The sequence below is a fragment of the Thauera butanivorans genome (assembly GCF_048398245.1).
GTDB lineage: Bacteria > Pseudomonadota > Gammaproteobacteria > Burkholderiales > Rhodocyclaceae > Thauera > Thauera butanivorans.
In genome coordinates, this window is record NZ_CP183038.1 from 185017 (window position 1) to 208995 (window position 23979).

A 23979-nucleotide genomic window follows, 5' to 3' on the forward strand; every position below is an offset into this window, starting at 1 on the left:
ATGACGGAGATTCGTTCCACCGCCCGGGAACTCGCCCGCTTCCGCCTGCGGGTGGTGGTGGCGCTGCTGTTCGTCTGCGTCTGCCTGGGGCTGCTGGCGGCGCGCTTCCACTACCTGCAGGTGGTGCGCCACGACTACTACCTGACGCGGGCCGAGGACAACCGCATCGCGCTGCTGCCGAAAGTGCCGCATCGCGGCACCATCGTCGACCGCAACGGCGTCGTGCTGGCGCGCAACTACGCCACCTACACGCTGGAGATCACGCCGTCGCAGGTCAAGGACATCCAGGGCACGCTGGACGAACTCGCCACCCTGGTGGCGATCGAGCCGCGCGAGCGCCGGCGCTTCATGAAGCTGCTGGAGGAAAGCCGCAGCTTCGAGAGCGTGCCGGTGCGCAGCCGTCTCAGCGACGAGGAAGTCGCCCGCGTAGTGTCGCAGCGCTACCGCCTGCCGGGCGTCGACGTGAAGGCGCGGCTGCTGCGCGACTATCCGCAGGGCACGGTGGGGGCGCACGTCGTCGGCTACATCGGCCGCATCAACCAGCGCGACGTCGAGCGCATCGAGGAAGCGGGCGAAACCGCCAACTACCGCGGCACCCAGCACATCGGCAAGGCCGGGCTGGAGCAGTTCTACGAATCCGAGCTGCACGGCACCACCGGCATCGAGCAGGTCGAAGTCAATGCCGGCGGGCGGGCGGTGCGCGCGCTGTCGAGCATGCCGCCGACGCCGGGCAACGACCTCGAGCTGACGCTGGACATCGAGCTGCAGCGCGTGGCCGAAAAAGCCTTCGGCGAGCGCCGCGGCGCACTGGTGGCGATCGAGCCGGCCACCGGCGGCGTGCTGGCGCTGGTATCGACGCCGAGCTTCGATCCCAACCTGTTCGTCGATGGCATCTCCACCCAGGACTGGAAGGCGCTCAACGAGTCGCCAGACCATCCGCTGCTGAACCGTGCGATCTATTCGGCCTACCCGCCGGGCTCCACGTTCAAGCCCTTCATGGCGCTGGCCGGGCTGGAGACGGGCAAGCGCACGCCGGGGCAGGCGATCGCCGACTTCGGTTATTTCACCCTCGGCAACCACCGTTTCATGGACGACAAGATCGGCGGCCACGGCATGGTCGACCTGCACAAGTCCATCGTGGTGTCGTGCAACACCTACTATTACCAGCTCGCCCATGAGCTCGGCATCGACAACATCGCCAGGTTCATGGCGCCGTTCGGCTTCGGTTCGCGCACCGGCATCGACCTGCCGGGCGAGGCCAGCGGCGTGCTGCCCTCGCCGGAATGGAAGCGCCAGCGCTTCCGCCGCACCGAACAGCAGCAGTGGTTCGCCGGCGAGACGATCTCGGTCGGCATCGGCCAGGGCTACAATGCCTTCACGCCGCTGCAACTGGCCAATGCGCTGGCAGCGCTGGTCAACGACGGCAAGCTGTACCGGCCGCACATCGTGCGCTACGTCGTCGATTCGCGCACCGGGCAGCGGCGTGCGGTCGAGCCCGAGCCGCTGCGCGAGATTCCGCTCAAGGCGGGCAACATCAAGGCGGTGCGCGACGGCATGGTCGGCGTGAATGTCAGCGGCACCGGCAAGCGTGCCTTCCAGGGGGCGGAATACTCCTCGGGTGGCAAGACCGGCACCGCGCAGGTGTTCTCGCTGCGCGGCCAGCGCTACGTCGAGGGGCGGGTGCGCGAGCGCCTGCGCGATCATTCCTGGTTCGTCGCCTATGCGCCGGCCGAGGCGCCGCGCATCGCGCTCGCGGTGCTGGTCGAGAACGGCGGCTTCGGCGCGCAGTCGGCGGCGCCGATCGCGCGCCAGGTGATGGACTATTACCTGCTGCACCAGCAAGCGGGCGAACCGGCGGCAGAGGATGCCGTCGCCGGCGAACTCGAAGGCGGCGAGCAGGCCGAAGCGGCCCCGGCCGATGCCGCAGCGGCCGAAGCGCCGGCAGGGAGCCTGCGATGAGCAACTGGCGTTTCAACCCGCTCGCGCTCGTGCGTGCCTTCCTTCGGCCGATCGACCCGATCCTGCTGCTGCTGCTGGCGGTGCTGCTCGGCTATGCCTGGGTGCTGATGCAGAGCGCCTCGCCCGAGCGCCTGGACAACCAGGCACTGCATTTCGCCATCGCGCTGGCGGCGATGTGGGCGATGGCCTGGCTGACGCCCGTGCATCTGCTGCGGCTCGCGCTGCCGCTGTATGCGCTCGGGGTGGTGCTGCTGATCGGGGTCGATCTGTTCGGCGAGATTTCGAAAGGCGCGCGGCGCTGGCTCGACATCGGCATCACCCGCATCCAGCCGTCCGAGATCATGAAGATCTCGATGCCGCTGATGCTGGCCTGGTATTTCCACCAGCGCGAAGGCCAGACCCGCTTCGTCGATTTCCTCGTCGCCGGTGCGCTGCTGGTGGTGCCGGTCGGTCTGATCCTGATCCAGCCCGATCTCGGCACCAGCCTGCTGGTCGCCGCTTCCGGCCTGTACGTGATCTATTTCGCCGGCCTGTCGTGGAAGCTGATCGTGCCGCTGGTCGTCGCGCTGGTCATCGGCCTGGGTTCCATCGTCGCCTTCGGCGACACGCTGTGCCAGCCCGAAGTCGATTGGCAGGTGCTGCGCGAGTACCAGAAGCAGCGCGTGTGCACCCTGCTCGACCCGACGCGCGATCCGCTCGGCAAGGGCTTCCACATCATCCAGTCCACCATCGCCATCGGTTCGGGGGGCGTGTCGGGCAAGGGCTGGATGGAAGGTACCCAGACCCATCTCGCCTTCCTGCCCGAGCGCCATACCGACTTCATCTTCGCCGTGCTGGCCGAGGAGTTCGGCCTGATCGGCGCCGTCGTGCTGCTGGCGACCTACCTGCTGCTGATCGTGCGCGGCTTCGTCATCGCGGCCTTCGCGCCCACGCATGCCTCGCGCCTGCTCGCCGGCGCGATCACGATGATCTTCTTCACCTATGCCTTCGTGAACATGGGCATGGTCAGCGGCATCCTGCCTGTCGTAGGGGTGCCGCTGCCCTTCATCAGCTACGGGGGAACCGCGCTCGTCACGCTGTGTCTGGGCGTGGGTATCCTGATGAGCATCCAGCGCAGCCGGCTGACGGCGCGCAAGGCTTGAACGACCGAGGAGCGCCGATGAAATCCGATTCTGCCCGGGCCGATGCTCGCAGCGTCCACACCCCGGCCATGCGGCGACCGCGCTGCCGCGGGCTGGCTGGCGTGGCCGTGCTGGCATTTGCCGCCGTGCTGCTGTCGGCCTGCGGTTCCGCGCCGAAGCGCGGTGAAGGCAGCGCCGCGGCCGAACCGCCTGCGGCGAGTGCGGCGAAGCCCGCCGGCCGCGGCGGCGGCTATTACAAGGACGACGGCCCGGACGAGGTGCCGCCCGACAACCTCGATGCCATTCCCGACGCCGAGCCCCGCCTCGAGCCGCTGCACCGCTTCGCCAACCGGCCCTACAACGTCTTCGGCAAGGGCTACGTGCCCGCCACCGAGCTGCGGCCTCACCGCGAACGCGGACGAGCGAGCTGGTATGGCCGCCGCTTCCACGGCAAGCCCACGTCCAGCGGCGAACCCTACGACATGTATGCGATGACCGCCGCGCACCCGACGCTGCCGATCCCGAGCTACGTGCGCGTCACGCATGTGGCCAGCGGGCGTTCGGTGGTGGTGCGGATCAACGACCGCGGCCCCTTCCACAAGGGCCGCATCATCGACCTGTCCTACACCGCGGCCCACAAGCTGGGCTACATCAACGCCGGCAGCGCGGAAGTCGAAGTCGAGCAGATCCTGCCGGACGAACTGCCGCTGCTTGCGGCGGCGAGGCCGGTGCCGCCGGTACGCGGCCGCCAGGCCCAGGCCATCGAAGCCGCAGCGGCGCCGACGACGGCTCCGGCCGAAGTGGTGGACGCTGCGCCGCGCACCCTGCCCCCGCTGGCGCCGCCGCGCGTGGAGGCAGGCACTGCGGCCGCTGCCACCGGGCAGAGCGCCGCCGCGCGTGTGGTGGCTGCGGCAGCCGGCGCTGCAGCGGTCGAGACTGCTGCAGTCGCTGCGACGGAAGTTGGCGACGGCCTGGTGCCGCACATCGCCTCGGCCAGTGCCGGCATCTTCCTGCAGCTCGGCGCCTTCACTTCGCGCGCGAACGCCGAAGGCTTCAAGGCTTCGGTTGCGGATGAAGTCGGTGAACATGCGGAGCGCCTCGAACTGTTCGCCGACGGCGAGCGTTTCCGCCTGCATGCCGGTCCCTACGACACGGTCGATGCGGCGCGGGCGGCGGCCGAGAGAATGGGGGCGGCGCTCAAGCTCAAGCCATTCGTGATCGTGCGCTGAACGGCCGCTGCCGGCTGCTGCGCTGCCGCAGCGGGTTGAAACAAGGCCTTTCGCTTTTGGTCCGCAGCCGGGGTGGCACTTATAATCCGGCGTTCCCGCCAGCTTTTTCCCTCTTCTTTCCGGGTTCCCTCATGCGTTTCGTCCTTGCCGTCCTGATTTCACTGTTTTCCTTTGCCGCGCTGGCGCAGTCCGTGCCGCCGCCGGCGCTGGCCGCCAATACCTGGGTGCTGGTCGACCATGCCACCGGGCAGGTGCTCGTCGACAAGGATGCCGACACCCGCATCGAGCCGGCTTCGCTGACCAAGCTGATGACGGCCTACCTGACTTTCAGCGCACTGAGGGCAGGCACGCTGACGCCGGACCAGGTGGTGCCGGTGTCGACCAAGGCCTGGCGCATGGAAGGTTCGCGCATGTTCATCGAGCCGAACAAGCCGGTGACCGTCGATGAGCTGATCCGCGGCGTGATCGTGCAGTCGGGCAACGACGCCTGCGTGGCGCTGTCCGAGGCGATCGCCGGCAGCGAGGAAGCCTTCGCCGCGCTGATGAACCGCGAAGCCCAGCGCCTGGGCATGACCAACACCAACTTCACCAACTCCACCGGCCTGCCCGATCCGCAGCTCTACACCACCGCGCGCGACCTGGCCATCCTGGCGAGCGCGATCGTGCGCGACTTCCCCGAGTTCTACAACCTGTACTCGCTGAAGGAGTTCACCTACAACGGCATCAAGCAGCCCAACCGCAACCGCCTGCTGTACATGGACGCCACCGTCGACGGCATGAAGACCGGCCACACCAGCACCGCCGGCTACTGCCTGGTGTCGACCGCGCAGCGCGGAAGCCGCCGCCTGATCTCGGTCGTGCTCGGCGCCGCTTCCGACACCGTGCGGGCGCAGGAGTCGCTGAAGCTGCTGAACTTCGGCTTCCAGTTCTACGACACGGTCAAGCTCTACTCGGCAGACGAGGCGCTGTCGCAGTTCCGCGTCTGGAAGGGCGAGGACAACGAGGTGGCGGTCGGCTTCACCCGCGATTTCGTCATGTCGCTGCCCAAGGAGGTGGCGCAGAACGTCGCCGTGTCGCTGGAGAGCCGCCAGCCGCTGATCGCGCCGCTGGAGAAGGGCCAGCCGGTTGGCACGCTGAAGCTGAGCGTCGACGGCAAGTCGCTGGGCGAATATCCGGTGGTCGCGCTCAAGGACGTGCCGGTGGCCGGCTTCTTCGGCCGCCTGTGGGACGCGATCGTGCTGTTCTTCAAGAACCTCTGAGCGAATACGCCATGAGCGAACACAGCGGTGCGCAGCCGCGCCAGACCCTGATCGAATACCCCTGCGACTTTCCGATCAAGGCCATGGGCGCGCGGGTGGACGGCTTCGCCCAGGCAGTGATCGAAGTGGTGCTGCGCCACGCGCCGGACTTCGAGCCCGCCGGCGCCGAGATGCGGCCGTCGAGCAAGGGCAACTACCTGGCGGTGACCTGTACCTTCCGCGCCACCTCGCAGCAGCAGGTCGATGCGCTGTACCGCGAGCTGACTTCGCACCCGCTGGTCAAGGTGGTGCTGTGATCGTCAAGCGCCTCGGCCTGGTGGACTACGCGCCGGCGCTGGAAGCGATGCGCGTGTTCACCGCCGGGCGCACGGACGGCACGCCGGACGAGATCTGGCTGCTGCAGCATCCGCCGGTCTATACCCTGGGACAGGCCGGCAAGGCCGAGCACCTGCTGTGCAACCCGGCGGGCATCCCGCTGGTGCAGATCGACCGTGGTGGCCAGATCACCTACCACGGCCCGGGCCAGCTCGTCGCCTACCTGCTGATCGACCTGCCGCGGCGGCGCCTGAAGGTGCGCGAACTGGTCCATCTGATGGAGCAGGCGATCATCGACACCCTGGCCGAGTACGGCCTCGCCGCCGAGCGCAAGGACGGCGCGCCCGGCGTCTACATCGCCGGCGACAAGATCGCCGCGCTCGGCCTGCGGGTCAAGAACGGCTGCAGCTATCACGGCCTGGCGATCAACGTCGATGCCGACCTGACGCCCTTCGGCTGGATCAATCCCTGCGGCTACGAGGGCCTCAAGACCATCCGCATGAAGGATTTCGGCGTGGATGACGGCGTCGAAGCCGTCGGCGAGCGCCTGCTGGCCCATCTGCAGCGCCTGCTGCCGCCGATCGAAGCGCGGGCTGATGCGCACAATCAGCCTGAACGGGCTGCGCAAGAGGCGCCGGCGGGGCCATAATCGCGCTCATCTACCAAGAGCGCCACACCACACAGAGAGCGGACAACATGGAAAACCCGGTGGAAACCCCCGCCCGCAAACAGCGCGGCGCCGCAAAGACGGCGCGGATCCCGATCAAGATCGTCCCCGCCGAGCGCCTGCAGAAGCCTGACTGGATCCGCATCCGGCTCGGCGCCGGCCAGGAAGCCGAGCGCTTCAACGAGATCAAGGCCACGCTGCGCGAGCACAAGCTGCACACCGTGTGCGAGGAAGCGTCCTGCCCCAACATCCACGAATGCTTCGGCAAGGGCACGGCCACCTTCATGATCATGGGCGACATCTGCACCCGCCGCTGTCCCTTCTGTGACGTCGGCCACGGCCGCCCCGAGCCGCTGAACGCCGACGAGCCGCGCGACCTCGCCAAGACCATCGCCGCGATGCGGCTGAAGTACGTCGTGATCACCTCGGTCGATCGCGACGACCTGCGCGACGGCGGCGCCCAGCACTTCGTCGAGTGCATCCGCGAGACCCGCAGCGCCTCGCCGGCGACGACGATCGAAGTGCTGGTGCCCGACTTCCGCGGCCGCATGGAAGTTGCCCTCGACATCTTCGACCAGGCGCCGCCCGACGTCATGAACCACAACCTCGAGACCGTGCCGCGGCTGTACAAGCAGGCCCGCCCGGGTTCCGACTATGCCTATTCGCTCGAACTGCTGCGCCAGTTCAAGGCCCGCCACCCGGACGTGCTGACCAAGTCCGGCCTGATGGTCGGCCTCGGCGAGACCGACGAGGAAATCCTCGAAGTCATGCGCGACATGCGCGCCCACGACGTCGACATGCTGACCATCGGCCAGTACCTGCAGCCCTCCGGCGGCCACCTGCCGGTACTGCGCTATGTGCACCCGGACACCTTCAAGATGTTCGAGACCGAAGCGCTGAAGATGGGTTTCCGCAACGCGGCCTGCGGTCCGATGGTCCGGTCGAGCTATTGGGCGGATCAGCAGGCGCATGGTGCAGGGGTCGTGTGATTTCCATCGATAGCAGCCGATGCACGGCGCTCGCTGCGAGCTCGATGCAAAGCCAGCGTTCCGCGCGTGATTCGCAGCTCCAGGCGGCGTAATCACACTCGGCTGCAAGACCTGCCGCCCCCAGTCCGGCATCGCCGCCGCTGGGGGTTCGGCATTTTCAGGTGCCGGCGAAACTGCGTCGAACGACGCTGGCATGGAAAAAACGCTGTGGACAGGGAAGAACTCACAGGCTGCATGCGGCGGAACGTCGACAATCGGAGCCTTGCCGTGCATGCGCGCGGCGCAGGCTGAGGGCGGATGGAGATGTTTTCGAGCGAGGCTGGCGTCAGGACTGGCCAGGTCCAGTCGATACGGGAGTTTTCGTTCTCCGAACGGGAGTTCGAACGTGCGCGCAAGCTGATCCACCGGCTGGCGGGCATTGCGATGACCGACATGAAGCAGGACATGGTGTACGGCCGGCTGGTGCGCTGCCTGCGGGCGAAAGGGCTGAAGAGCTTCGAGGCGTATCTCGATCTGGTCGAAGCCGACCGCGGGCGGGAACGCCAGGCCTTCATCAATGCGCTGACGACCAATCTGACCTCCTTCTTCCGCGAACCGCACCATTTCCCGATACTCGCCGAGCACGCCCGCAACCGTGGCGGCGCGGGGGCCTACCGGGTGTGGTGCGCGGCGTCCTCGACCGGCGAGGAGCCGTACTCGATCGCGATCACGCTGGCCGAGGCGCTGCCTGCGGCCCGCGTCGAGATCGTCGCCTCGGACGTGGATACCCAGGTGCTGGAAAGCGCACGGCGCGGCGTCTATGCTGAAGCGCGGGTGCGCGAGCTTGCGCCCGATCGCCTGCGACGCTTCTTCCAGCCGGCACCCGGTGCCGGGCAGGGCATGCTGCAGGTGCGCCCCGAACTGTCCGCCCGCATCGACTTCAGGCACATCAATCTGCTCGATGCCGACTGGGGGCTGCGTGGCCAGTTCGATGCCATTTTCTGCCGCAACGTGATGATTTATTTCGACAAGAGTACCCAGCGCCGCATCATCGAGCGTTTTCGTCCGCTGCTGCGCCCCGAGGGCTTGCTGATATGCGGCCATTCCGAAAGCCTGCAGAATCATTCCGATCTGTTCCGCAGCCTGGGGCGTACCACTTATGCACCTGTCCTCCGGTCGGCCTGAGGCGGGCGCCGCGATGGCCTTGCGCCAACCGCTGGCATTCAACGACAGACTGATCGCCATCGGTGCGTCGACCGGCGGCACCGAGGCCATCCGCGAAGTGCTGGCCGGGCTGCCGGCCGGGTTGCCGGGCATCGTCATTGCCCAGCACATGCCCGAACGCTTCACCCGTTCCTTTGCCGAGCGCCTCGACCGGACCTGCGCCTTGGTGGTCAAGGAGGCGGTGCATGGCGAGCGCATCCTGCCGGGCCATGCCTATGTGGCGCCGGGGCACTCCCATCTTGCGGTCATCCGCAGCGGCGGCCATTACCTGGCAGAAGTCTCGGGAAGTGCGCCGGTCAACCGCCATCGGCCTTCGGTGGATGTGCTGTTCCAGGCGGTTGCCCGGGTGGCGGGACGCAATGCGGTCGGCGTGCTGCTGACCGGCATGGGCAAGGATGGCGCTGCCGGCCTGCTCGAGATGCGCCGCGCGGGGGCCTTCACCATTGCGCAGGACGAGGCTTCGTGCGTGGTCTATGGCATGCCGCGCGAAGCGGCGGAAATCGGCGCGGCTTGCGAAGTGCTGGATCTGCGCGCGATTCCTGCGCGCATCGTCGGTGAGCTGCGCCAGACGGTGCGCTGAGGGGCGGAGAAGGTTTCAGGGGCAGCCGGTGCAGCCGTCAGTCTGGGCATTGAGGAAGATCGCCTGATCGAGATTGGCGCCGCTGAGATCGGCGTCGACCAGCACCGCGCGGGTCAGGATCGCACCCTGCAGGTTGGCGCCGGCGAGCGAGGCGCCCTTGAGCTTGGCGGCGCGCAGGTTGGCGCGCTGCAGATCGGCCCTGTCCAGCTTCGCGCCTTCGAGCCGGGCGTTGGTCAGGTCGGCGTTCGCCAGCCGGGCGCCGCTGAGATCGGCCGCCGTCAGCACGGCGTTCTGCAGCACGGCGTTGCGCAGATCGGCCTCGACCAGCGTGGCATTGGCGGCCCGCGCGTTGCGCAGGTTGATGCGCGCCATCGATGCGCTATTGAAGTTGGTGCCGGTGACGTCGGTGCTGGAGAAGTTCGCCTCGCTCAGCGTTGCGCCGCTGAGGTCCGCGCCCGACAGATCGGAGCGGGTGAATTGCGAATTGGCCAGATTGACGCCGGCGAGCTGGGCGCCGTTCAGATTGGCATTGGTGCACAAGGTGCCGCGGCGGATGTCGCAGCCGCCGACGCTGCCGGTGCGCTGGGCCTGGGCGGCGAAGGACTGGGCCAGCATGGCGATGGCGAAGAAGCAGGCGAGAGGCGCATGCAGGTGCGGCCGGCTGAGGTGTGGCCGGCGCAGGAGTGGGGCTGTTGCGAGCAATTTCATCAAAGGGTTCCGCGGGAGCATGGTGCGAGTGGATTGTCGGTGAGCAGGCGCCGGCTGTCACTCCCGCCGTTGCGCTCAGATGGGAATGTGCGGACCGGCTTCGGTGTCGTCCAGCTTGCCGTGGGAGTCGGCGAAGCGTTCGCGAATCCGGATCATTCGAGGCAGGGCACGGCGGAAAGGTTCGATCAGGCCGGGATCGAAGCGCGAACCCGCTCCCGCTTCGATGTAGGCCACGGCATCCTCTACGCTCCACGTCGGCTTGTAGGGACGGCCCGTCAGCAGGGCGTCGAAGACGTCGGCGATCGTGGCGATGCGGGCCAGCAGCGGAATCTCCTCGCCGGCCAGGCCGCGAGGGTAGCCGGAGCCGTCCCAGTGCTCGTGGTGACAGAGGGCGATCTCGCGCGCGGCAGCCAGCAGTTCGTCGCTGTGCGTGCCGATGATTTCCGCGCCGATTTCCGGGTGGCACATCATCATCGCCCACTCTTCCTCGTTCAGCGGTCCGTTCTTGAGCAGCACGGTGTCGCGGATGCCGATCTTGCCGATGTCGTGCATCGGCGAGGCGTGGTAGAGCGTCTGCACGACTTTTTCGTCCAGTCCTACCGCCTCGCCGATCAGGCGGCAGTAGTGGCTCATGCGGATGATGTGGTTGCCGGTTTCGCCGTCGCGGAATTCGGCCGCGCGGCCGAGCCGGTGGATGATCTGCTGGCGGGTGTTGAGCAGGTCGAGCGTGCGCGCGTGGATCTGGCGGGCGAGTTCGCGATTCTGGTCGTAGAGCGCGAGGTGGGTGCGGACACGGGCCAGCACGATGGCGGGGCTGACGGGCTTGGTGATGTAGTCGACGGCACCGAGCGCGAGGCCGTAGGCTTCGTCTTCGGTTTCGTTCAGCGCGGTGACGAAGATGACTGGGATGTCGCGGGTTTCCGGGCGTGCCTTCAGGCGCCGGCATACTTCGTGGCCGTCGATGTCCGGCATCCGGACGTCGAGCAGGATCAGATCCGGGTGCGGCGGCGTGGCGGCGATCTTCAGCGCCCGTTCGCCGCCGGGTGCGACACGGGTGCGATAGTGCGGCGAGAGAATGCGCCCGAGGATGTCGATGTTGTCCGGTACGTCATCGACCAGGAGAAGGGTGCTTCGCGGAGGGGCTTCGCTCATGGCTGGATGCTTTCGGGCGTGGGGGGCGGGTCGGCGAGAGCCGGGCAAGCCTGGCGCAGGGCGTCGAGGCAGTCGAGCGCTTCGTCGAAGCGGTACAGGGCAACGAGTTCGCGGAGTCGTTCGATGCGCTCCGGCTGCTCCAGGCTGTCGAGGGCGGCGGCGAGGGAGTCGAGGTGGCGGCCGCTCTCGCCGTCATCCGCGAGCAGCAGGTTTTCCAGTTGCTGCAGGCCGGCCCGGAGTGCGTCGAGCCAGGCAGGCGTTGCGGCGGCTGTCGTATCGGCGACGGTGCCGGCGGGCGCGTGGCGGGCGAGCGCTGCCCGGATGCCGCTGCCCAGTGTGGCGAGCGCGCCGGCCAGTCCGTGCAGGGCGGCCTCGGCGTCCTGGCCGTTGCGCAAGCGGCTGTCGATGTCGGCGGCGCGGGCGGCGAGGGCTTCCGCGCCGATGTTGCCGGCGAGGCCTTTCAGCGTATGGGCGATGCGCGCGGCGGTGTCCCTGTCGCCTGCGGCAAGCGCTTGCGAAATCCGCGCCGGGGCGTCGCACTGGGTGTCGCAGAAGCGGCGCAGCAAGGTGTGCAGCAGTTCGGCGTCGCCCCCGAGGCGCTGCAGCGCGGTGTCGAGTTGCAGGCCGGGAACGGCGGGCAGCGCGATGGTGTCGCTGCGGGGATCGGGCGTGCCGTCCGGCAGCGCCTGCTGGCGGGCGCGGGGCCCGATCCATTGATGCAGGCGGATGAACAGCTGCTGCACGTCGATCGGCTTGGAGATGTGATCGTTCATCCCTGCCGCCAGGCAGCGTTCCCGGTCGCCGCTCATGGCATTGGCCGTCATTGCGATGATCGGCAGCCGGGCGCAGTCTTCCATCGCGCGGATGCGGTGCGTGGCCTCGAAGCCGTCCATGACCGGCATCTGGCAGTCCATCAGCACGCCGTCGTATCGGCTGCGGGCGATCAGCGCCAGCGCCTCCGCACCGTTGTTGGCGACATCGACATGGATGCCGCTGCGGCCGAGGATGTCGACGCTCATCTCCTGGTTCATCGTGTTGTCCTCGACCAGCAGCAGACGGGCGCCGCGGAGCGCGCGCTGCGCTTCGAGAAAGTCGGCCTGCATCGCCTTCTTGCGCGGCTGGTGCGTGTCTGCTGCGCCGAAGGCGGCGAGAATGCAGTCGAGCAGCGTGGAAGGCGTGACCGGTTTCTCCAGCAGGCCGGCGACCGGCAGGTCGCCGAGGCGTGCGTGCAGTTCTTCCCGGCTGAAGGCGGTCACCATGACGAAGCAGGGCGTTTCGCCGATGCCGGGGTGGGCGCGGATCTGGCGGATGGCTTCGACGCCGCTGGTGCCGGGCATCATCCAGTCCATCAGCACCAGCCGGTAGGGCCGGCCCGCCGCACAGGCGCTTTCGAGCATCGCGATTGCGCCGGCGGCGTCGGCAGCGGTGTCGGCATCGAATTTCAGTGCATGGAGCATGCCTTGCAGGATGTCCCGCGCATTGGGGTTGTCGTCCACGACCAGCACGCGCATGCCGAGAATGTCCTCGCTGCCGATCTCGAGCCTGCGTTGCCGGTTCTGCAGACGGAACGGGGCACGGAAATGGAAGGTGCTGCCGATGCCCGGCTCGGAATCGACGCCGAGCTCGCCACCCATCAGCTCCACCAGACGCTTGCAGATCGCCAGCCCCAGGCCGGTGCCGCCGTATTTGCGCGAGGTGGATGAGTCGGCCTGGGTGAAGGCCTGGAACAGGTGCTGGCGCTGTTCCTCGTCGATGCCGATGCCGGTGTCGTGGACGGCGAAGCAGAGCCAGACGCTGTCGTCCAGGCTTCGTTCCCGGCGGATGGTGATGGTGATCTCGCCCTGCGTGGTGAACTTGAGCGCATTGCCCAGCAGGTTGTTGAGCACCTGGCCGAGCCGCAGCGGGTCGCCGCGCAGGCTGGTCGGCACGTCGACGCCGATGTCGAACAGCAGTTCCAGGCCGCGGTTCTGTGCTCTGGCGGTGCCGAGGGCGGCAAGATTGGCGAGCACGTCTTCGAGGAAGAAGTCGGTCTCCTCGAACTGCAGCTTGCCCGCTTCGATCTTCGAGAAATCGAGAATGTCGTTGATGATGCCGAGCAGGGTTGCCGAGGCCGCATGGATCTTCTCCAGGTAGTTGCGCTGGCGCGGGCTCAGCGGGCTGTCGAGGGCGAGGTGCGCCATGCCCATGATGACGTTCATCGGCGTGCGGATCTCGTGGCTCATGTTGGCGAGGAAATCGGACTTGAGCCGCGTCACTTCCTCGGCCAGCAGCTTGGCCTCCACCTGGACCTGTTCCGCCTGCTTCTGTGCGCTGATGTCGATCAGCGCGCCCACCAGACCGGCAGTCCTGCCGTCGCTGCCGCGGTGGCCGCTCAGGCTGTAGAGCACGTCGTGCACCCTGCCGTCGGCGTAGGGCAGGCGCATTTCGGCAGTGAAGGTGCCGCCTTCGCGCAGCACGCGCTCGTTGGCTTCGTGGTAGGCCAGGCGGTCCTCGGCAGGTAGCTGCATGAACTGCAGCACGCTCTTGCCCAGCAGCGTTTCCCGCTCGATGCCGAATGAATCGAGGAAGGCCTGGTTGAAACCGAGGTAGCGGCCTCTGCCGTCCTTGAAGAACATCGGATGCGGCAGGGTGTTGAGCAGCGTGCGCTGGAAGGTGAGCTGGTCGGCAATGGTCTGCTCGTAGGCCTTGTGCTGGGTGACGTCGCGCACCGTGACGCAGGTGCAGGCCGGCCCGCCACCCTGGTCGGGCAAATGGGTGAGGCCGAGTTCGACGGGAAATTCACTGCCGTCGTGCCGGGCTGCGCGGAAGCTGCCGGCGGCCTTGCCGAGATGGAGGTGGCCGTCGGCACAAGCGTTGAAGCGCGCACGCATGGCGGCATGGCGCGGGCGGATGTCCGTGGGCACGAGCTCGTCGACGCCGAGGCCGACCAGGCTGCCGGCCGGATAGCCGAACAGCTCGTGTGCCTTCGGGTTGGCGATGATGATGGTGCCGCCGGCATCGACGATGAGCATGCCGTCCGGAGAAAACTCGATGATCTGGCGGTACCAGGTTTCGGTGTGGCCGGATTGTTCGCGCTCGGCATCGGTCCTGCAGGCGGCGCGGCGATGGAAAAACTGCATGGACGCTGCGAGCATGCCCATGCCGGCCAGGACCAGGACGATCGAACCGAGTACGCCGTACTGCCCGTGAGCGAGCAGGAAGCCCAGCAGCACGCTCGACGTGGCCGCCGTCAGCAGGATGGCCGGTCCTCCGGTGAATCTCGAGCGATCGGGCATGGGTTTCAATGTGGCGTTCTTGTCCATGACAAAGTATTGCGGGGCTGCGGCCATCCCGTATTTGCGCTTCAGGCATGCGCATGTTTCCGGCCGCTTCGCAATGAAGCTCGTTCGCGGATGAATGCCCAACGTGGGGAGTTTAGTGTGCCGGGGTCCTGCTTGCCATCCCCGGCGCCGGTCCGGCCGGGCGGCATCCCGTGCCCGTTCGGCTAGAATGGCCGGCCGCCGTGCCCTCGCCTCCTGCGCCTGCCGAATCGATGTCCGCTCTCCTCAACGCGCCGCAGCGCGAAGCAATCCGTTATCTCGACGGCCCCTGCCTGGTGCTGGCCGGCGCGGGCAGCGGCAAGACGCGGGTGATCACCCACAAGATCGCCCACCTGATCGACGAATGCGGGCTGAGCCCCGCCAACATCGCCGCGATCACCTTCACCAACAAGGCGGCGAAGGAAATGCAGGAGCGCGTCGCCCATCTGATGGGCGGGCGGGCGCCGAAGGGCCTGACCGTGTGCACCTTCCATGCGCTGGGCGTGCGCATCATCCGCCAGGAAGCCGTGCATTGCGGCCTGAAGCCGCAGTTCTCCATCCTCGATGCGTCCGACACGGTGCAGATCGTCGCCGACGTCGCCGGCGACAGCGACAAGGGCATCGCCAAGCAGATGCAGTGGCAGATCTCGTCGTGGAAGAACGCGATGATCACCCCCGAAGAGGCCGCGCAGCTTGCCGACAACGAGATCGCCTCGGTCGCGGCGAAGCTGTACAAGGAGTACGAACGCACCTTGCGCGCCTACCAGGCGGTGGATTTCGACGACCTGATCTCGCTGCCGGTGCGCCTGTTCGACGAGCACCCCGAAGTACGCGAGCGTTGGCAGAACAGGCTGCGCTATCTGCTGGTGGATGAATACCAGGACACCAACCGCGCCCAGTATCGGCTGCTGCGCCTGCTGTCGGGCGTGCGCGGCGCCTTCACCGCGGTGGGCGACGACGACCAGGCCATCTATGCCTGGCGCGGTGCCGACGTCGAGAACCTGCGGCTGCTGCAGCAGGACTACCCGAAGCTGAAAGTCATCAAGCTGGAGCAGAACTACCGCTCGTCGCGCCGCATCCTCGAAGCCGCCAACACCGTCATCGCCAACAACGCGAAGCTGTTCGAAAAGCGCCTGTGGTCCGAGCACGGCGTCGGCGAACAGATCGTCGTCACCAACTGCCGCGATGCCGAGCACGAGGCCGAATGGGTGGCGACCAAGCTGTCCGCGCACAAGTTCGAGAATCGCACCCGGTTCAAGGACTACGCCATCCTGTACCGCGGCAACCACCAGGCCCGCATCATCGAGCAACAGTTGCGCAACAACCGCATTCCCTACGTGATGTCGGGCGGGCAGAGCTTTTTCGACAAGGCCGAGATCCGCGACCTGATCGCCTGGCTGCGGCTGATGGTCAACGAGGACGACGACCTCGCCTTCATCCGTGCCATCACCACCCCGCGCCGTGGGGTCGGTGCTGCCACGCTGGAAGCGCTCGGTGCCTATGCCGGCCAGCGCCACGTCAGCCTGTTCGCCGCGGTGTTCGAGGAAGGGCTGACCCAGCACCTGAACGCCAAGCAGCTCGGCGGCGTGCAGGAATTCGCCGGCTTCATCAACCGCCTGCAGTACCGCGCGCCGCGCGAGCCCGCCGCGCAACTGCTGGAAGACCTGCTCGGCGCGATTGGCTACGAAGCCTGGCTGTTCGAGCACTGCGACACGCGCGAGGCGGAATCCAAGTGGAACAACGTGCGCGACTTCGTCGGCTGGCTGGGCAGGAAGGGCGAGGAAGACGGCAAGAACCTGATCGAGCTGACCCAGACCATCGCGCTGATGTCCATGCTCGACAAGGAAGACCCGGATTTCGACGGCGTGCAACTGGCCACGCTGCACGCCTCAAAGGGCCTGGAGTTTCCGCATGTGTTCCTGATCGGCGTCGAGGAAGGCCTGCTGCCGCATCAGAGCAGCATCGACGAGGACAAGATCGAGGAAGAGCGCCGGCTGATGTACGTCGGCATCACCCGCGCCCAGCGCAGCCTCAACGTCACCTGGTGCGAGCGGCGCAAGTCCGGCCGCGAATTCCGCCCCTGCGAGCCGAGCCGCTTCATCGCCGAGATGGGCGGCGATGTCCGCATCAACGACCGCAAGACCGCGGCACCGGTATCGAAGGAGGAAGGCCAGGCGCGACTGGCCAGTCTGCGGGCGATGTTCGAGTCGCGGGCGAAGGACTGAGGGCGGGCAGCACGGCCCATGGCGGACACGAAAAAGGCAGCCGAAGCTGCCTTTCCGGAGTGCCTGCTGCCCTGACGGGCAGCACAAGCGAAACTTACTCGACCGGGGGTTCGGTGTAGCTCGCACCGGCGCTGTTGGCCAGGAAGGCCACCGCGCGCTTCACTTCGGTGTCGGTCAGGTCGCTGCCGCCGCCGCGCGGGGGCATCGCACCCTTGCCGGCGATGGCCGAAGCGGTCAGGCCGTCGAGGCCCATTGCCAGGCGGGAACCCCAGTCGCCCGCATCGCCGGTCTTCGGCGCACCGACCAGGCCGGCTTCGTGGCAGGCGGCACAGGTGGCCTTGTAGATCTGCTCGCCAGTGCGGGAGCCCGGTGCGATCTTGACGGCCTGGATCTCGACCCGTGCGACGGGCTGGATCAGGGTGGCGGTCAGCTCGGGGTCGACCGAACTCTGATTGCCACAGCCGGCCAGCCCGGCGGCTGCGATCATGGCGACAGGCATTGCGAAGCGGGTGAGAGCGCGATGGTTCGACATGCTCGGGTCCTTTGACTTGTGTTATGGCGCAAGGCGAAAGCACGAATTATAGCCATGTAAAAACCATCGTGGCAGCGCGGCATGGACTTCGCGGACAAACACGGCTATGCTTGCGACCCTTGTGCGGGTAGCGATCCGCGCAAGCCCCCGCGCCCGTAGCTCAGCTGGATAGAGTACTGCCCTCCGAAGGCAGGGGTCGGACGTTCGAATCGTCTCGGGCGCGCCACATTCCAAGCGGTCCCCCAGTTCTCTGGCGGGCCGCTTTTGCTTTGTGCTCCCAGAACGCGCGCTTGGCCGCGTCCTTCTCCCGCTCGGCGTTCGCCTGGGCGATGACTTCCAACTCGTCGATGCCGAGCAATTCCGCCAGGCGGGCGGCGGTGTAGTCGTCGATTACCCGCTGCTCTCCTTGGTCGTATCGCGTAAGAGCCGGCCGGCTCAATCCAAGCGCGCGCGCGAGTTCGGCGTTTGTTTTTGCCTCTAGCTTCCTCTTCGCTGCCTTTAGGTATTCCTGAGTGTTCATGGCTCTCTCCATCGGGACGGGGGGAACATACGTCCGCTGTTGCCGCTTGATAACGTTGTTGCCGCATGGTTACGTTCGCATCGCTGTCACTTGAAAACGATGTCATAGGTGAGTGTCATGAGCGCAAACGCAGCAGCAGCATCAGTCGCGGAACTGCCCGCAAAGAAGCCGCTTCCGATCGGCGAAGCCACCATCAAGGGACGCCTGCAGCTTTACCGCCGTCCGCAAGGCAATAGCCAGTTCTGGGAAAACCTCATCATCCTGCCGGTGCCGGACGAGTATTCATCGCCGGCCACGGTGCTCGTGCTCGCCTCGCGTCGCCTGGGCGAGCGCGACGACGATGTGACGGTGCGCGTGCGCATCGGCGGCTACCGCTCTGCCGGCGTACAGCTCACGGTCGAGCCGCGCATTTTCGAGGAACTGATCGTGGCCAAGGTCTCGCAGGAAATCAGCTCCTTCGCCGTCACCACCACCAGCGGCATCGACTCGCCGACGATGATGAAGCGCTCGGCCTCGACCGTGATCGATCTGCGCCCCGGGGAAGTCGTGGCGCTGGCCGGCCTCGATGAGACGCGCGAAACCTCGACCCGCTTGGGCCTGTCCTGGCTTCCTTTCGACTTCTCGCGCTCGGGCTCGAATGCCCGATCTCAAATTCTGCTGTTCCTGCAGGCGGAAGCAAGCTGATGGAGAAAGCAAAAGGCCCGGAACCGGGCCTTTTTGGTGACAGGTGGTGACGTTGGAACGCTGGCGCCGGCTCGGCCGACGTGGGCGCTGTCACCAATCAGGGGATCAGTCGGGCGATGGCCACGGCCAGTGCAGCGGCGGCAAGGATGGTGCCGATGTTCCACTTGATGATGTCGGCCTTCATCGCATGCATCTCGCTTCGCAGCGACTCGATGCTGTTCTTGAGTTCGAGCTTCGTGGTGGAAATGTCTTCCTTCGTAGCCAGGCTTTTCATCTCGACCAGATCGCCCAGGGCGTCGCGCAAGGCTTCCGCCTCCGCCTTGGCCTGCTTCTCGGGCAGGCCTGCGGCGGTGAGGCGCTCGACGTACTTCAGGGTATCGAAGGTGATGGCGGACATTCTGTTTTCCTCAAATTGGTGACAAATGCAGCTGCTCGATCGCGGGTTTTGTCACCAATGCGGAGTCTAGCCCATTGGTGACAGATTCCCTACCTGGTCGCGCTCCGCTGTCACCATCGACCGCGGCTGATGGCGACAGTTTCGCACCTGGTGCAGCGGCTGCCGTCACCAAGTCCAACGGCGCCAGGCGCTCCAGGTCACGGATCATCGATTCCAGTTGGTAATGCACCGCGTCGAGCGTGCGTTCGATCCGCGTTGTCTCTGCCTCAAGCGCATCATGGTTCTTCGCGTTCTCGAGCTTCTTCAGGGCCTCGGCGACGCGGGCAGGGGCTGCGCCGATGTATTCGCGCACGCGCTCGCCGTCCTGGCTGGGGTGGATCAGGTACAGATACTTGCCGGCCCGCCAGTGCGGTGTTGCGTAGATGCGTCCCTCATCAGCGAGTCGCTGAATCTCGCGTCGGTTGTAGCTGACCAACTGGATGCGGTCGAGCAGCAGTGACTGCATCCAGCGCGCCCGTTCGAGCAGTTTGGCCGCATTCTCGGCCTGCAGCCGCCTGACCGTTTCCCGCATTTCGTCCAGATCGGCCGTCACCGCGTCAGCCAGCCGGATGGCTTCGTCGCGTTCCGCCTCGATCTGGGCGCGCTCGGCCGCCCATGCATCCCGCTCTGCCTGGAACTGCTCGCCCGCGATCCGCATCGCGATCGCGAACAGGTCCGCTCCGGTCTGGACGATCCGATCCTCGAATTCGGCCGCTACCGGCGCCAGTTCGTCGCCGTCGCTGGCTTCCGGCTCGACCCATTCCTTGAGTGCGGCCGTGATCGTCGTGTATGACCCGGTGCCCAGGCGCTTCCGAACTTCGACGGCGGACGGCTTTTCCATGGGTGACAGTTCGAACGCCAGGATTGCCCCATCTGTCACCCATGGATGTCGTTGCCGTTCCGATGGCAACATATCTGCATGACATTCAACGAAACCATAGCCGAATACCTGGCAGCCCATCGACACCGGCAGCAAGATTCCAAGCGCGACAGATACACCCTCAAGCACCTGCGCACCCATTTCCAGGGCAAGCGGCTTGCAGGGCTCAAGCGCACCCAGATCAGGGCTTACATCAATGCCCGCCTGGATGCCGGCGTGAAGCTCTCGGCGGTGAGGCGAGAACTCCGCCTCTTCTGGGGGAAAACGTCGTCTGCCTGCGTTGGTTCTGAATCCTGGCGCCGGACAGTGTTCACTTGCCGTGCAACACCTTCACCACCCGCCGCAGCGTGTTTTCTTCCGGGTGGGGCTGGACCAGGAAGCCGAGGCCGTGCATCAGGCGCAGCATCTTGGCGTTGTTGCCCAGCACGTCGCCGAAGATGCTGCGGTAGCGCCGGGCGCGGGCGACTTCGATGAGGGCGCCCATCAGGCGGCGGCCCAGGCCGTGGCGCTGCCAGCCGTCGCCGACCACCAGGGCGAATTCGACCGATTCGCCGTCGGCGGCGAGGGCGTAGCGGGCGCTGCCGATCATCTGCTCGGCGCCGGCCTCGTCGGTGGTGGTGGCGATCAGCGCCATCTCGCGGTCGTAGTCGATCTGGGTGAAGCGCGCGACCATTGCCGGGCTGAGTTCCTCGATCGTTTCCATGAAGCGCAGGTAGCGGGTCTCGGTGCTGAGCGTGTCGAAGAAGGCGAGCAGCAGCCCGGCGTCCTCGGGGCGGACCGGGCGGGTGCGGATGCTGCGGCCGTCGCCGATCTGCCACTCCTGCACCAGGTGCAGCGGATAGGGGTGGATTGCCATGTGGGCGTAGCGGTCGCTGCCGGCGGGCAGGCCCTGGTCGATGGCGACGCGGGCATCGGCGGCGATGGCGCCGTCGGCATCGACGATCAGCGGGCCGATCTCCAGCGCGCGCACCCAGGGCAGTTCGCAGGCCAGGTCGGACACCGATACCAGCACCTCCTCGATCGCGCTGCGCTTGAGCACGCCGGCCGTGCCCTGCGGCCCTTGTGCCTCGGCCGGTATCGCCGAGTCGATGAGGTCGCGCGCCAGCACCGCGTTCAGCGGCGGCAGCGCGAAGGCGCGCAGCGCCGGAGCATCCTGCGGCCCCAGGCTGATGACCGGGCCGAAAGTGGCGTCGCGGTCGATGCGGATGTTGAATTCGCGTGCCTGCGGGCGGTACAGGTAGGGTTCGATCGAGACCCCGTTGATGCGGGCGCCGGGGTGGCGCAGGTGAATCGTGTCGACGATGTCGTGGTAGGCGCTCCACACCGATTCGGCGGTGTTCAGATTCAGGCGCACGCCGCCCGCGTCGGACTTGCTGGCGATGTCGGCGGCGTCGACCTTCATCGCTACCGGAAAGCCGGTCTGCTCGGCGACGAACAGGGCTTCGGTGGCGTCGCGCGCGACCGTGGTGGGTGTGACCGGAATGCCGAAGCTGCGCAACAGCGCTTTCGATTCCATCGCCGACAAAGTGTGGCGGCGCTGGTTGAGCAGGGCTTCGACCAGCACGCGGGCGCCGCCGGTGCGGCGCTGGGCGCTACTGCTGGCGCCGCCGGCGGTCTGCAGCAGCAGCGCCTGGCTGCGGTGGAAGCGCGAGATGTCGTGGAACAGCTCGATCGCCGTCTCGGGCGAACTGAACACCGGAATGCCCGCTTGTGCCAGCAGCGCGCGCGCCTCGGCCACCTGGCCGCCGCCCATCCAGCAGCAGCACAGCTTGAGCCGCAGCTGGGCGGCGAGGTCAATGATCTCCTGCGCGACCTCGACCGGTTCGACCAGCGCATGCGGCGACAGGATGACCAGCAGGTTGGACACCGCCGGGTCGTCGGCCAGCGCCAGGATGGCGTCGCGGTACAGCAGCGGGCCGGCGTCGCCGCCGAGGTCTAGCGGATTGTGGCGGCGGCGCTCGCGCCCGCCCAGGCGTTCGAGCGCGGCGATGGTCGGCGAGCCGAGGCCGACCAGCTCGGTGCCCAGGTCCTTGGCGCGGTCGGCGGCGAGGTCGGCCGGGCCGCTGCCGTTGGAGACGATCGCCAGGCTGTCCGTGCGCGGCTGGAAGCCACAGGACAGTGCCTTGGTGGCGAAGAAGAGCTGATCGATGTTCTGCACCCGCACCACGCCGGCGCGGCGCATGGCGGCATCGAACACGACGTCGGCCGAAACCGCGCGCGCGCCGTCGGCGCCGTCGCCGTGGCGGCCGGCCTTGAGCAGGATGATCGGCTTGACGCGCGCGGCCGAGCGCAGCGCGCTCATGAAGTGGCGGGCATCGTGCACCCGGTCCACGTACAACAGGATGTAGCGCGTGCGGGAGTCGTGGATCAGGTATTCCAGGGTCTCGCCGAAGTCGATGTCGACGGTGCCGCCGAGCGAGATCACCGACGAGAAGCCGACGTCGTTGGTCAGCGCCCAGTCCAGCACCACCGAACACATCGCGCCGGATTGCGAGACGAGGGCGATTTCGCCCGGCTTGACCGTGATGCGGGTGAGCGCGGCATTGAGCCCGCTGCCCGGCCGGGCGATGCCCAGGCTGCCCGGGCCGAGCAGGCGCAGCCCGGTTTCGCGCGCGGTCTCGACGATGCGGCGTTCGAGTGTGTGCCCGGCGGCGCCGACGATGACGGCGTTGCGCACGCCGCTGCGCCCGCACTGCGCGATGATGTTGTGCAGCATGCGCGCCGGCGTGGCGATGATGGCCAGGTCGACCGGGCGGCCGATGTCCTCGATCGAGCGCAGGCAGGGGTGGTCCTGCAGGCTGTCGTATTTCGGATTGACGGCGTGCAGCGTGCCGCGGTAGCCGCCGTCGAGCAGGTTGCGGAAGATGATCCGGCCCACCGAGCCGGGCGTGTCGGAAGCGCCGATGACGGCGATCGAGCCTGGATCGAAGGCGGTGCTGAGAGCGTGCGGGCTGGTCATGGTCGGCGCGGCAAGAGGAGGATGATATTTATTTGATACCAAATTACTATGTTTTGCACATGATTTGTATCATATTTCCGGGCCATGCAGCGATCCAAAAAAAGCGGCCGTCGAAACGGCCGCCGAAGGGGGTGGAACGGCGTGGTGCGCTCGTTCAGCGTTCGTCGAAGCTGATCCTGAGCTGCTTGGTGGTGGCGCGGGCCTGGCAGCTCAGCACGAAGCCCTGGGCGACTTCGGCCTCTTCGAGGGTGAAGTTCTTGTCCATGACGACTTCGCCGTCCTGCACCTTGGCGCGGCAGGTGCAACAGACGCCGGCCTTGCACGAGAAGGGCAGGTCGAGGCCGGCGTTGAGCGCGGCGTCGAGCAGGTGCTCGTCCGGGCCGATGGCGATCTCGTGTTCCTTGCCGTCGAGGACCAGGGTCATCGTGATGTCCTTGGCCGCGGTGGCGACCGCTTCGGCGGTGCTGGAGGCACCGACCGGGTGGGCGCCGGGGGGCAGGTTGACGGTGAAGCGCTCGGTGCGGATGCGGTCGGCGGGCACGCCGGCTTCGACCAGCGCGTTCTCGGTGTCGGTGATCATCGCGTCGGGGCCGCAGATGAAGACTTCGTCCATGCTGCCCACCGGCAGCAGCGCGGCGATGATCTCGCGCACCTTGGCGCCGTCGATGCGGCCTTGCAGCAGGTCGACTTCCTGGGCCTGGCGCGACAGCACGTGGATCATCGTCAGGCGGTCGCGGTAGCGGTCCTTGAGGTCCTGCAGGGCCTCGTTGAACATCACCGTGGACATGCGGCGGTTGCCGTAGATCAGCGTGAACTTGGAGTCCGGCTGTTCTTCGAGCGTGCTCGCGGCGATCGACAGGATGGGCGTGATGCCCGAGCCGGCGGCGAAGCCGACGCGGTGGATGGCGCGCTTCTTCCTGATCACGAAGCGGCCGTCGGGCGGCATCACCTGCAGGGTGTCGCCGGCCTTGATGGCGCGGGCGGCCCAGTTCGAGAACAGGCCGCCTTCGACCGGGCGGATGCCGATCTCGAGCTCGCCGCTGCAGGCGAGGCGGCTGCGCGGGCTGCTGATCGAGTAGTTGCGGCGCACGTCCTGGCCGTCGATGGTGGCGCGCAGGGTCAGGAACTGGCCCGGCTCGAAGTTGAAGCGTTCGCGCTCGGTGGCGGGGATGTCGAAGGTGATTGCCACCGCGCCGGCGGCCTCGGGGCTCACGCGCTTGACGGCGAGTTCTTGGAAACGGAGTGCTGACATGGCGTTTGGC

The 23979-nt window shown here is 67.1% G+C and carries 19 protein-coding genes, 1 tRNA gene and 1 pseudogene; 12 read left to right on the plus strand and 9 right to left on the minus strand.

Going from position 1 to position 23979, the window contains the following annotated elements:
- From mrdA to ACNQFN_RS00900, 9 genes are all read left to right on the plus strand, one after another.
- Nucleotides 1-1959, plus strand: a complete 1959-nt coding sequence (gene mrdA / locus ACNQFN_RS00860; RefSeq protein ID WP_068636729.1) for a penicillin-binding protein 2 — start codon at nucleotides 1-3, stop codon at nucleotides 1957-1959.
- Entirely contained in the window at nucleotides 1956-3101 is a 1146-nt protein-coding gene (rodA, locus tag ACNQFN_RS00865) for a rod shape-determining protein RodA (RefSeq protein ID WP_068636730.1), read from the plus strand. Before mrdA ends, rodA begins: the two co-directional genes overlap by 4 nt.
- A gap of 17 nt (nucleotides 3102-3118) precedes the next feature.
- Nucleotides 3119-4309 (plus strand): septal ring lytic transglycosylase RlpA family protein, encoded by a 1191-nt coding sequence (locus tag ACNQFN_RS00870; RefSeq protein ID WP_068636731.1) that lies wholly within the window; start codon nucleotides 3119-3121, stop codon nucleotides 4307-4309.
- Between the two features lie 131 nt (nucleotides 4310-4440).
- Entirely contained in the window at nucleotides 4441-5568 is a 1128-nt protein-coding gene (locus ACNQFN_RS00875) for a D-alanyl-D-alanine carboxypeptidase family protein (RefSeq protein WP_068636732.1), read from the plus strand.
- Between the two features lie 11 nt (nucleotides 5569-5579).
- The gene (locus ACNQFN_RS00880) at nucleotides 5580-5864 is read left to right on the plus strand and encodes a YbeD family protein (protein WP_068636733.1); all 285 of its coding nucleotides are present in this window, start codon (nucleotides 5580-5582) and stop codon (nucleotides 5862-5864) included.
- Nucleotides 5861-6532, plus strand: coding sequence for a lipoyl(octanoyl) transferase LipB (gene lipB / locus ACNQFN_RS00885; protein WP_068636734.1), 672 nt, complete (start codon nucleotides 5861-5863; stop codon nucleotides 6530-6532). Before ACNQFN_RS00880 ends, lipB begins: the two co-directional genes overlap by 4 nt.
- A 59-nt stretch (nucleotides 6533-6591) precedes the next feature.
- Nucleotides 6592-7539: a lipoyl synthase gene (gene lipA / locus ACNQFN_RS00890; RefSeq protein WP_068636735.1), complete on the plus strand. Its 948-nt coding sequence runs from the start codon at nucleotides 6592-6594 to the stop codon at nucleotides 7537-7539.
- A 297-nt stretch (nucleotides 7540-7836) separates the two neighbouring features.
- Complete coding sequence (locus ACNQFN_RS00895) at nucleotides 7837-8703, plus strand: CheR family methyltransferase (RefSeq protein ID WP_418647722.1); 867 nt, start codon at nucleotides 7837-7839, stop codon at nucleotides 8701-8703.
- A gap of 13 nt (nucleotides 8704-8716) precedes the next feature.
- Nucleotides 8717-9322, plus strand: a complete 606-nt coding sequence (locus ACNQFN_RS00900) for a chemotaxis protein CheB (protein WP_068636776.1) — start codon at nucleotides 8717-8719, stop codon at nucleotides 9320-9322.
- Between the two features lie 15 nt (nucleotides 9323-9337).
- Here the strand turns inward: ACNQFN_RS00900 and ACNQFN_RS00905 are convergent, their stop codons facing one another.
- From ACNQFN_RS00905 to ACNQFN_RS00915, 3 genes are all read right to left on the minus strand, one after another.
- Nucleotides 9338-10030 carry a pentapeptide repeat-containing protein gene (locus ACNQFN_RS00905; RefSeq protein WP_418647723.1) on the minus strand — a complete coding sequence of 231 codons (693 nt, stop codon included), beginning with the start codon at nucleotides 10028-10030 and terminating at the stop codon, nucleotides 9338-9340.
- Between the two features lie 75 nt (nucleotides 10031-10105).
- Nucleotides 10106-11182 (minus strand): response regulator, encoded by a 1077-nt coding sequence (locus tag ACNQFN_RS00910; protein ID WP_068636737.1) that lies wholly within the window; start codon nucleotides 11180-11182, stop codon nucleotides 10106-10108.
- A complete protein-coding gene (locus ACNQFN_RS00915) occupies nucleotides 11179-14484 on the minus strand; it encodes a response regulator (RefSeq protein ID WP_418647724.1) in 3306 nt (1101 codons plus the stop codon). Before ACNQFN_RS00915 ends, ACNQFN_RS00910 begins: the two co-directional genes overlap by 4 nt.
- A 230-nt stretch (nucleotides 14485-14714) precedes the next feature.
- Here ACNQFN_RS00915 and ACNQFN_RS00920 point away from each other — a divergent pair, with 230 nt between their 5' ends.
- Nucleotides 14715-16706 (plus strand): UvrD-helicase domain-containing protein, encoded by a 1992-nt coding sequence (locus ACNQFN_RS00920; protein WP_418647725.1) that lies wholly within the window; start codon nucleotides 14715-14717, stop codon nucleotides 16704-16706.
- Between the two features lie 94 nt (nucleotides 16707-16800).
- Here the strand turns inward: ACNQFN_RS00920 and ACNQFN_RS00925 are convergent, their stop codons facing one another.
- Nucleotides 16801-17238 carry a c-type cytochrome gene (locus tag ACNQFN_RS00925; protein ID WP_068636740.1) on the minus strand — a complete coding sequence of 146 codons (438 nt, stop codon included), beginning with the start codon at nucleotides 17236-17238 and terminating at the stop codon, nucleotides 16801-16803.
- Between the two features lie 149 nt (nucleotides 17239-17387).
- On the opposite strand from ACNQFN_RS00925, the gene ACNQFN_RS00930 reads away from it, so the two are divergent.
- Nucleotides 17388-17464 (plus strand) — tRNA-Arg (locus tag ACNQFN_RS00930).
- Nucleotides 17465-17584: 120 nt separating this feature from the next.
- Here ACNQFN_RS00930 and ACNQFN_RS00935 read toward each other — a convergent pair.
- A pseudogene (locus ACNQFN_RS00935) lies at nucleotides 17585-17770 on the minus strand (helix-turn-helix domain-containing protein); the annotation flags it as partial.
- 105 nt (nucleotides 17771-17875) lie between these two features.
- Here ACNQFN_RS00935 and ACNQFN_RS00940 point away from each other — a divergent pair.
- On the plus strand, nucleotides 17876-18442 hold the full coding sequence (locus ACNQFN_RS00940) for a hypothetical protein (RefSeq protein ID WP_068636752.1): 567 nt from the start codon (nucleotides 17876-17878) through the stop codon (nucleotides 18440-18442).
- Nucleotides 18443-18539: 97 nt separating this feature from the next.
- Here the strand turns inward: ACNQFN_RS00940 and ACNQFN_RS00945 are convergent, their stop codons facing one another.
- The 4 genes from ACNQFN_RS00945 to ACNQFN_RS00960 all read right to left on the minus strand — a co-directional run bounded on the left by ACNQFN_RS00945 (nucleotide 18540) and on the right by ACNQFN_RS00960 (nucleotide 23969).
- Complete coding sequence (locus tag ACNQFN_RS00945) at nucleotides 18540-18839, minus strand: coiled-coil domain-containing protein (RefSeq protein WP_068636753.1); 300 nt, start codon at nucleotides 18837-18839, stop codon at nucleotides 18540-18542.
- Between the two features lie 10 nt (nucleotides 18840-18849).
- Nucleotides 18850-19719: a DNA-binding protein gene (locus tag ACNQFN_RS00950; protein ID WP_418647726.1), complete on the minus strand. Its 870-nt coding sequence runs from the start codon at nucleotides 19717-19719 to the stop codon at nucleotides 18850-18852.
- Nucleotides 19720-20068: 349 nt separating this feature from the next.
- Nucleotides 20069-22717, minus strand: coding sequence for a GNAT family N-acetyltransferase (locus tag ACNQFN_RS00955; protein ID WP_418647727.1), 2649 nt, complete (start codon nucleotides 22715-22717; stop codon nucleotides 20069-20071).
- A 154-nt stretch (nucleotides 22718-22871) separates the two neighbouring features.
- Entirely contained in the window at nucleotides 22872-23969 is a 1098-nt protein-coding gene (locus ACNQFN_RS00960; protein ID WP_068639465.1) for a 2Fe-2S iron-sulfur cluster-binding protein, read from the minus strand.
- Nucleotides 23970-23979 lie beyond the last annotated feature (10 nt).

Excerpts from the sequence above, each read along its gene's own strand:
- mrdA (WP_068636729.1), top strand. The coding sequence starts at position 1 with ATGACGGAGATTCGTTCCACCGCCCGGGAACTCGCCCGCTTCCGCCTG.
- rodA (WP_068636730.1), top strand. The coding sequence starts at position 1,956 with ATGAGCAACTGGCGTTTCAACCCGCTCGCGCTCGTGCGTGCCTTCCTT.
- ACNQFN_RS00870 (WP_068636731.1), top strand. The coding sequence starts at position 3,119 with ATGAAATCCGATTCTGCCCGGGCCGATGCTCGCAGCGTCCACACCCCG.
- ACNQFN_RS00875 (WP_068636732.1), top strand. The coding sequence starts at position 4,441 with ATGCGTTTCGTCCTTGCCGTCCTGATTTCACTGTTTTCCTTTGCCGCG.
- ACNQFN_RS00880 (WP_068636733.1), top strand. The coding sequence starts at position 5,580 with ATGAGCGAACACAGCGGTGCGCAGCCGCGCCAGACCCTGATCGAATAC.
- ACNQFN_RS00895 (WP_418647722.1), top strand. The coding sequence starts at position 7,837 with ATGGAGATGTTTTCGAGCGAGGCTGGCGTCAGGACTGGCCAGGTCCAG.
- ACNQFN_RS00900 (WP_068636776.1), top strand. The coding sequence starts at position 8,717 with ATGGCCTTGCGCCAACCGCTGGCATTCAACGACAGACTGATCGCCATC.
- ACNQFN_RS00905 (WP_418647723.1), bottom strand. The coding sequence starts at position 10,030 with ATGAAATTGCTCGCAACAGCCCCACTCCTGCGCCGGCCACACCTCAGC.
- ACNQFN_RS00910 (WP_068636737.1), bottom strand. The coding sequence starts at position 11,182 with ATGAGCGAAGCCCCTCCGCGAAGCACCCTTCTCCTGGTCGATGACGTA.
- ACNQFN_RS00915 (WP_418647724.1), bottom strand. The coding sequence starts at position 14,484 with ATGGACAAGAACGCCACATTGAAACCCATGCCCGATCGCTCGAGATTC.
- ACNQFN_RS00920 (WP_418647725.1), top strand. The coding sequence starts at position 14,715 with ATGTCCGCTCTCCTCAACGCGCCGCAGCGCGAAGCAATCCGTTATCTC.
- ACNQFN_RS00925 (WP_068636740.1), bottom strand. The coding sequence starts at position 17,238 with ATGTCGAACCATCGCGCTCTCACCCGCTTCGCAATGCCTGTCGCCATG.
- ACNQFN_RS00940 (WP_068636752.1), top strand. The coding sequence starts at position 17,876 with ATGAGCGCAAACGCAGCAGCAGCATCAGTCGCGGAACTGCCCGCAAAG.
- ACNQFN_RS00945 (WP_068636753.1), bottom strand. The coding sequence starts at position 18,839 with ATGTCCGCCATCACCTTCGATACCCTGAAGTACGTCGAGCGCCTCACC.
- ACNQFN_RS00950 (WP_418647726.1), bottom strand. The coding sequence starts at position 19,719 with ATGGAAAAGCCGTCCGCCGTCGAAGTTCGGAAGCGCCTGGGCACCGGG.
- ACNQFN_RS00955 (WP_418647727.1), bottom strand. The coding sequence starts at position 22,717 with ATGACCAGCCCGCACGCTCTCAGCACCGCCTTCGATCCAGGCTCGATC.
- ACNQFN_RS00960 (WP_068639465.1), bottom strand. The coding sequence starts at position 23,969 with ATGTCAGCACTCCGTTTCCAAGAACTCGCCGTCAAGCGCGTGAGCCCC.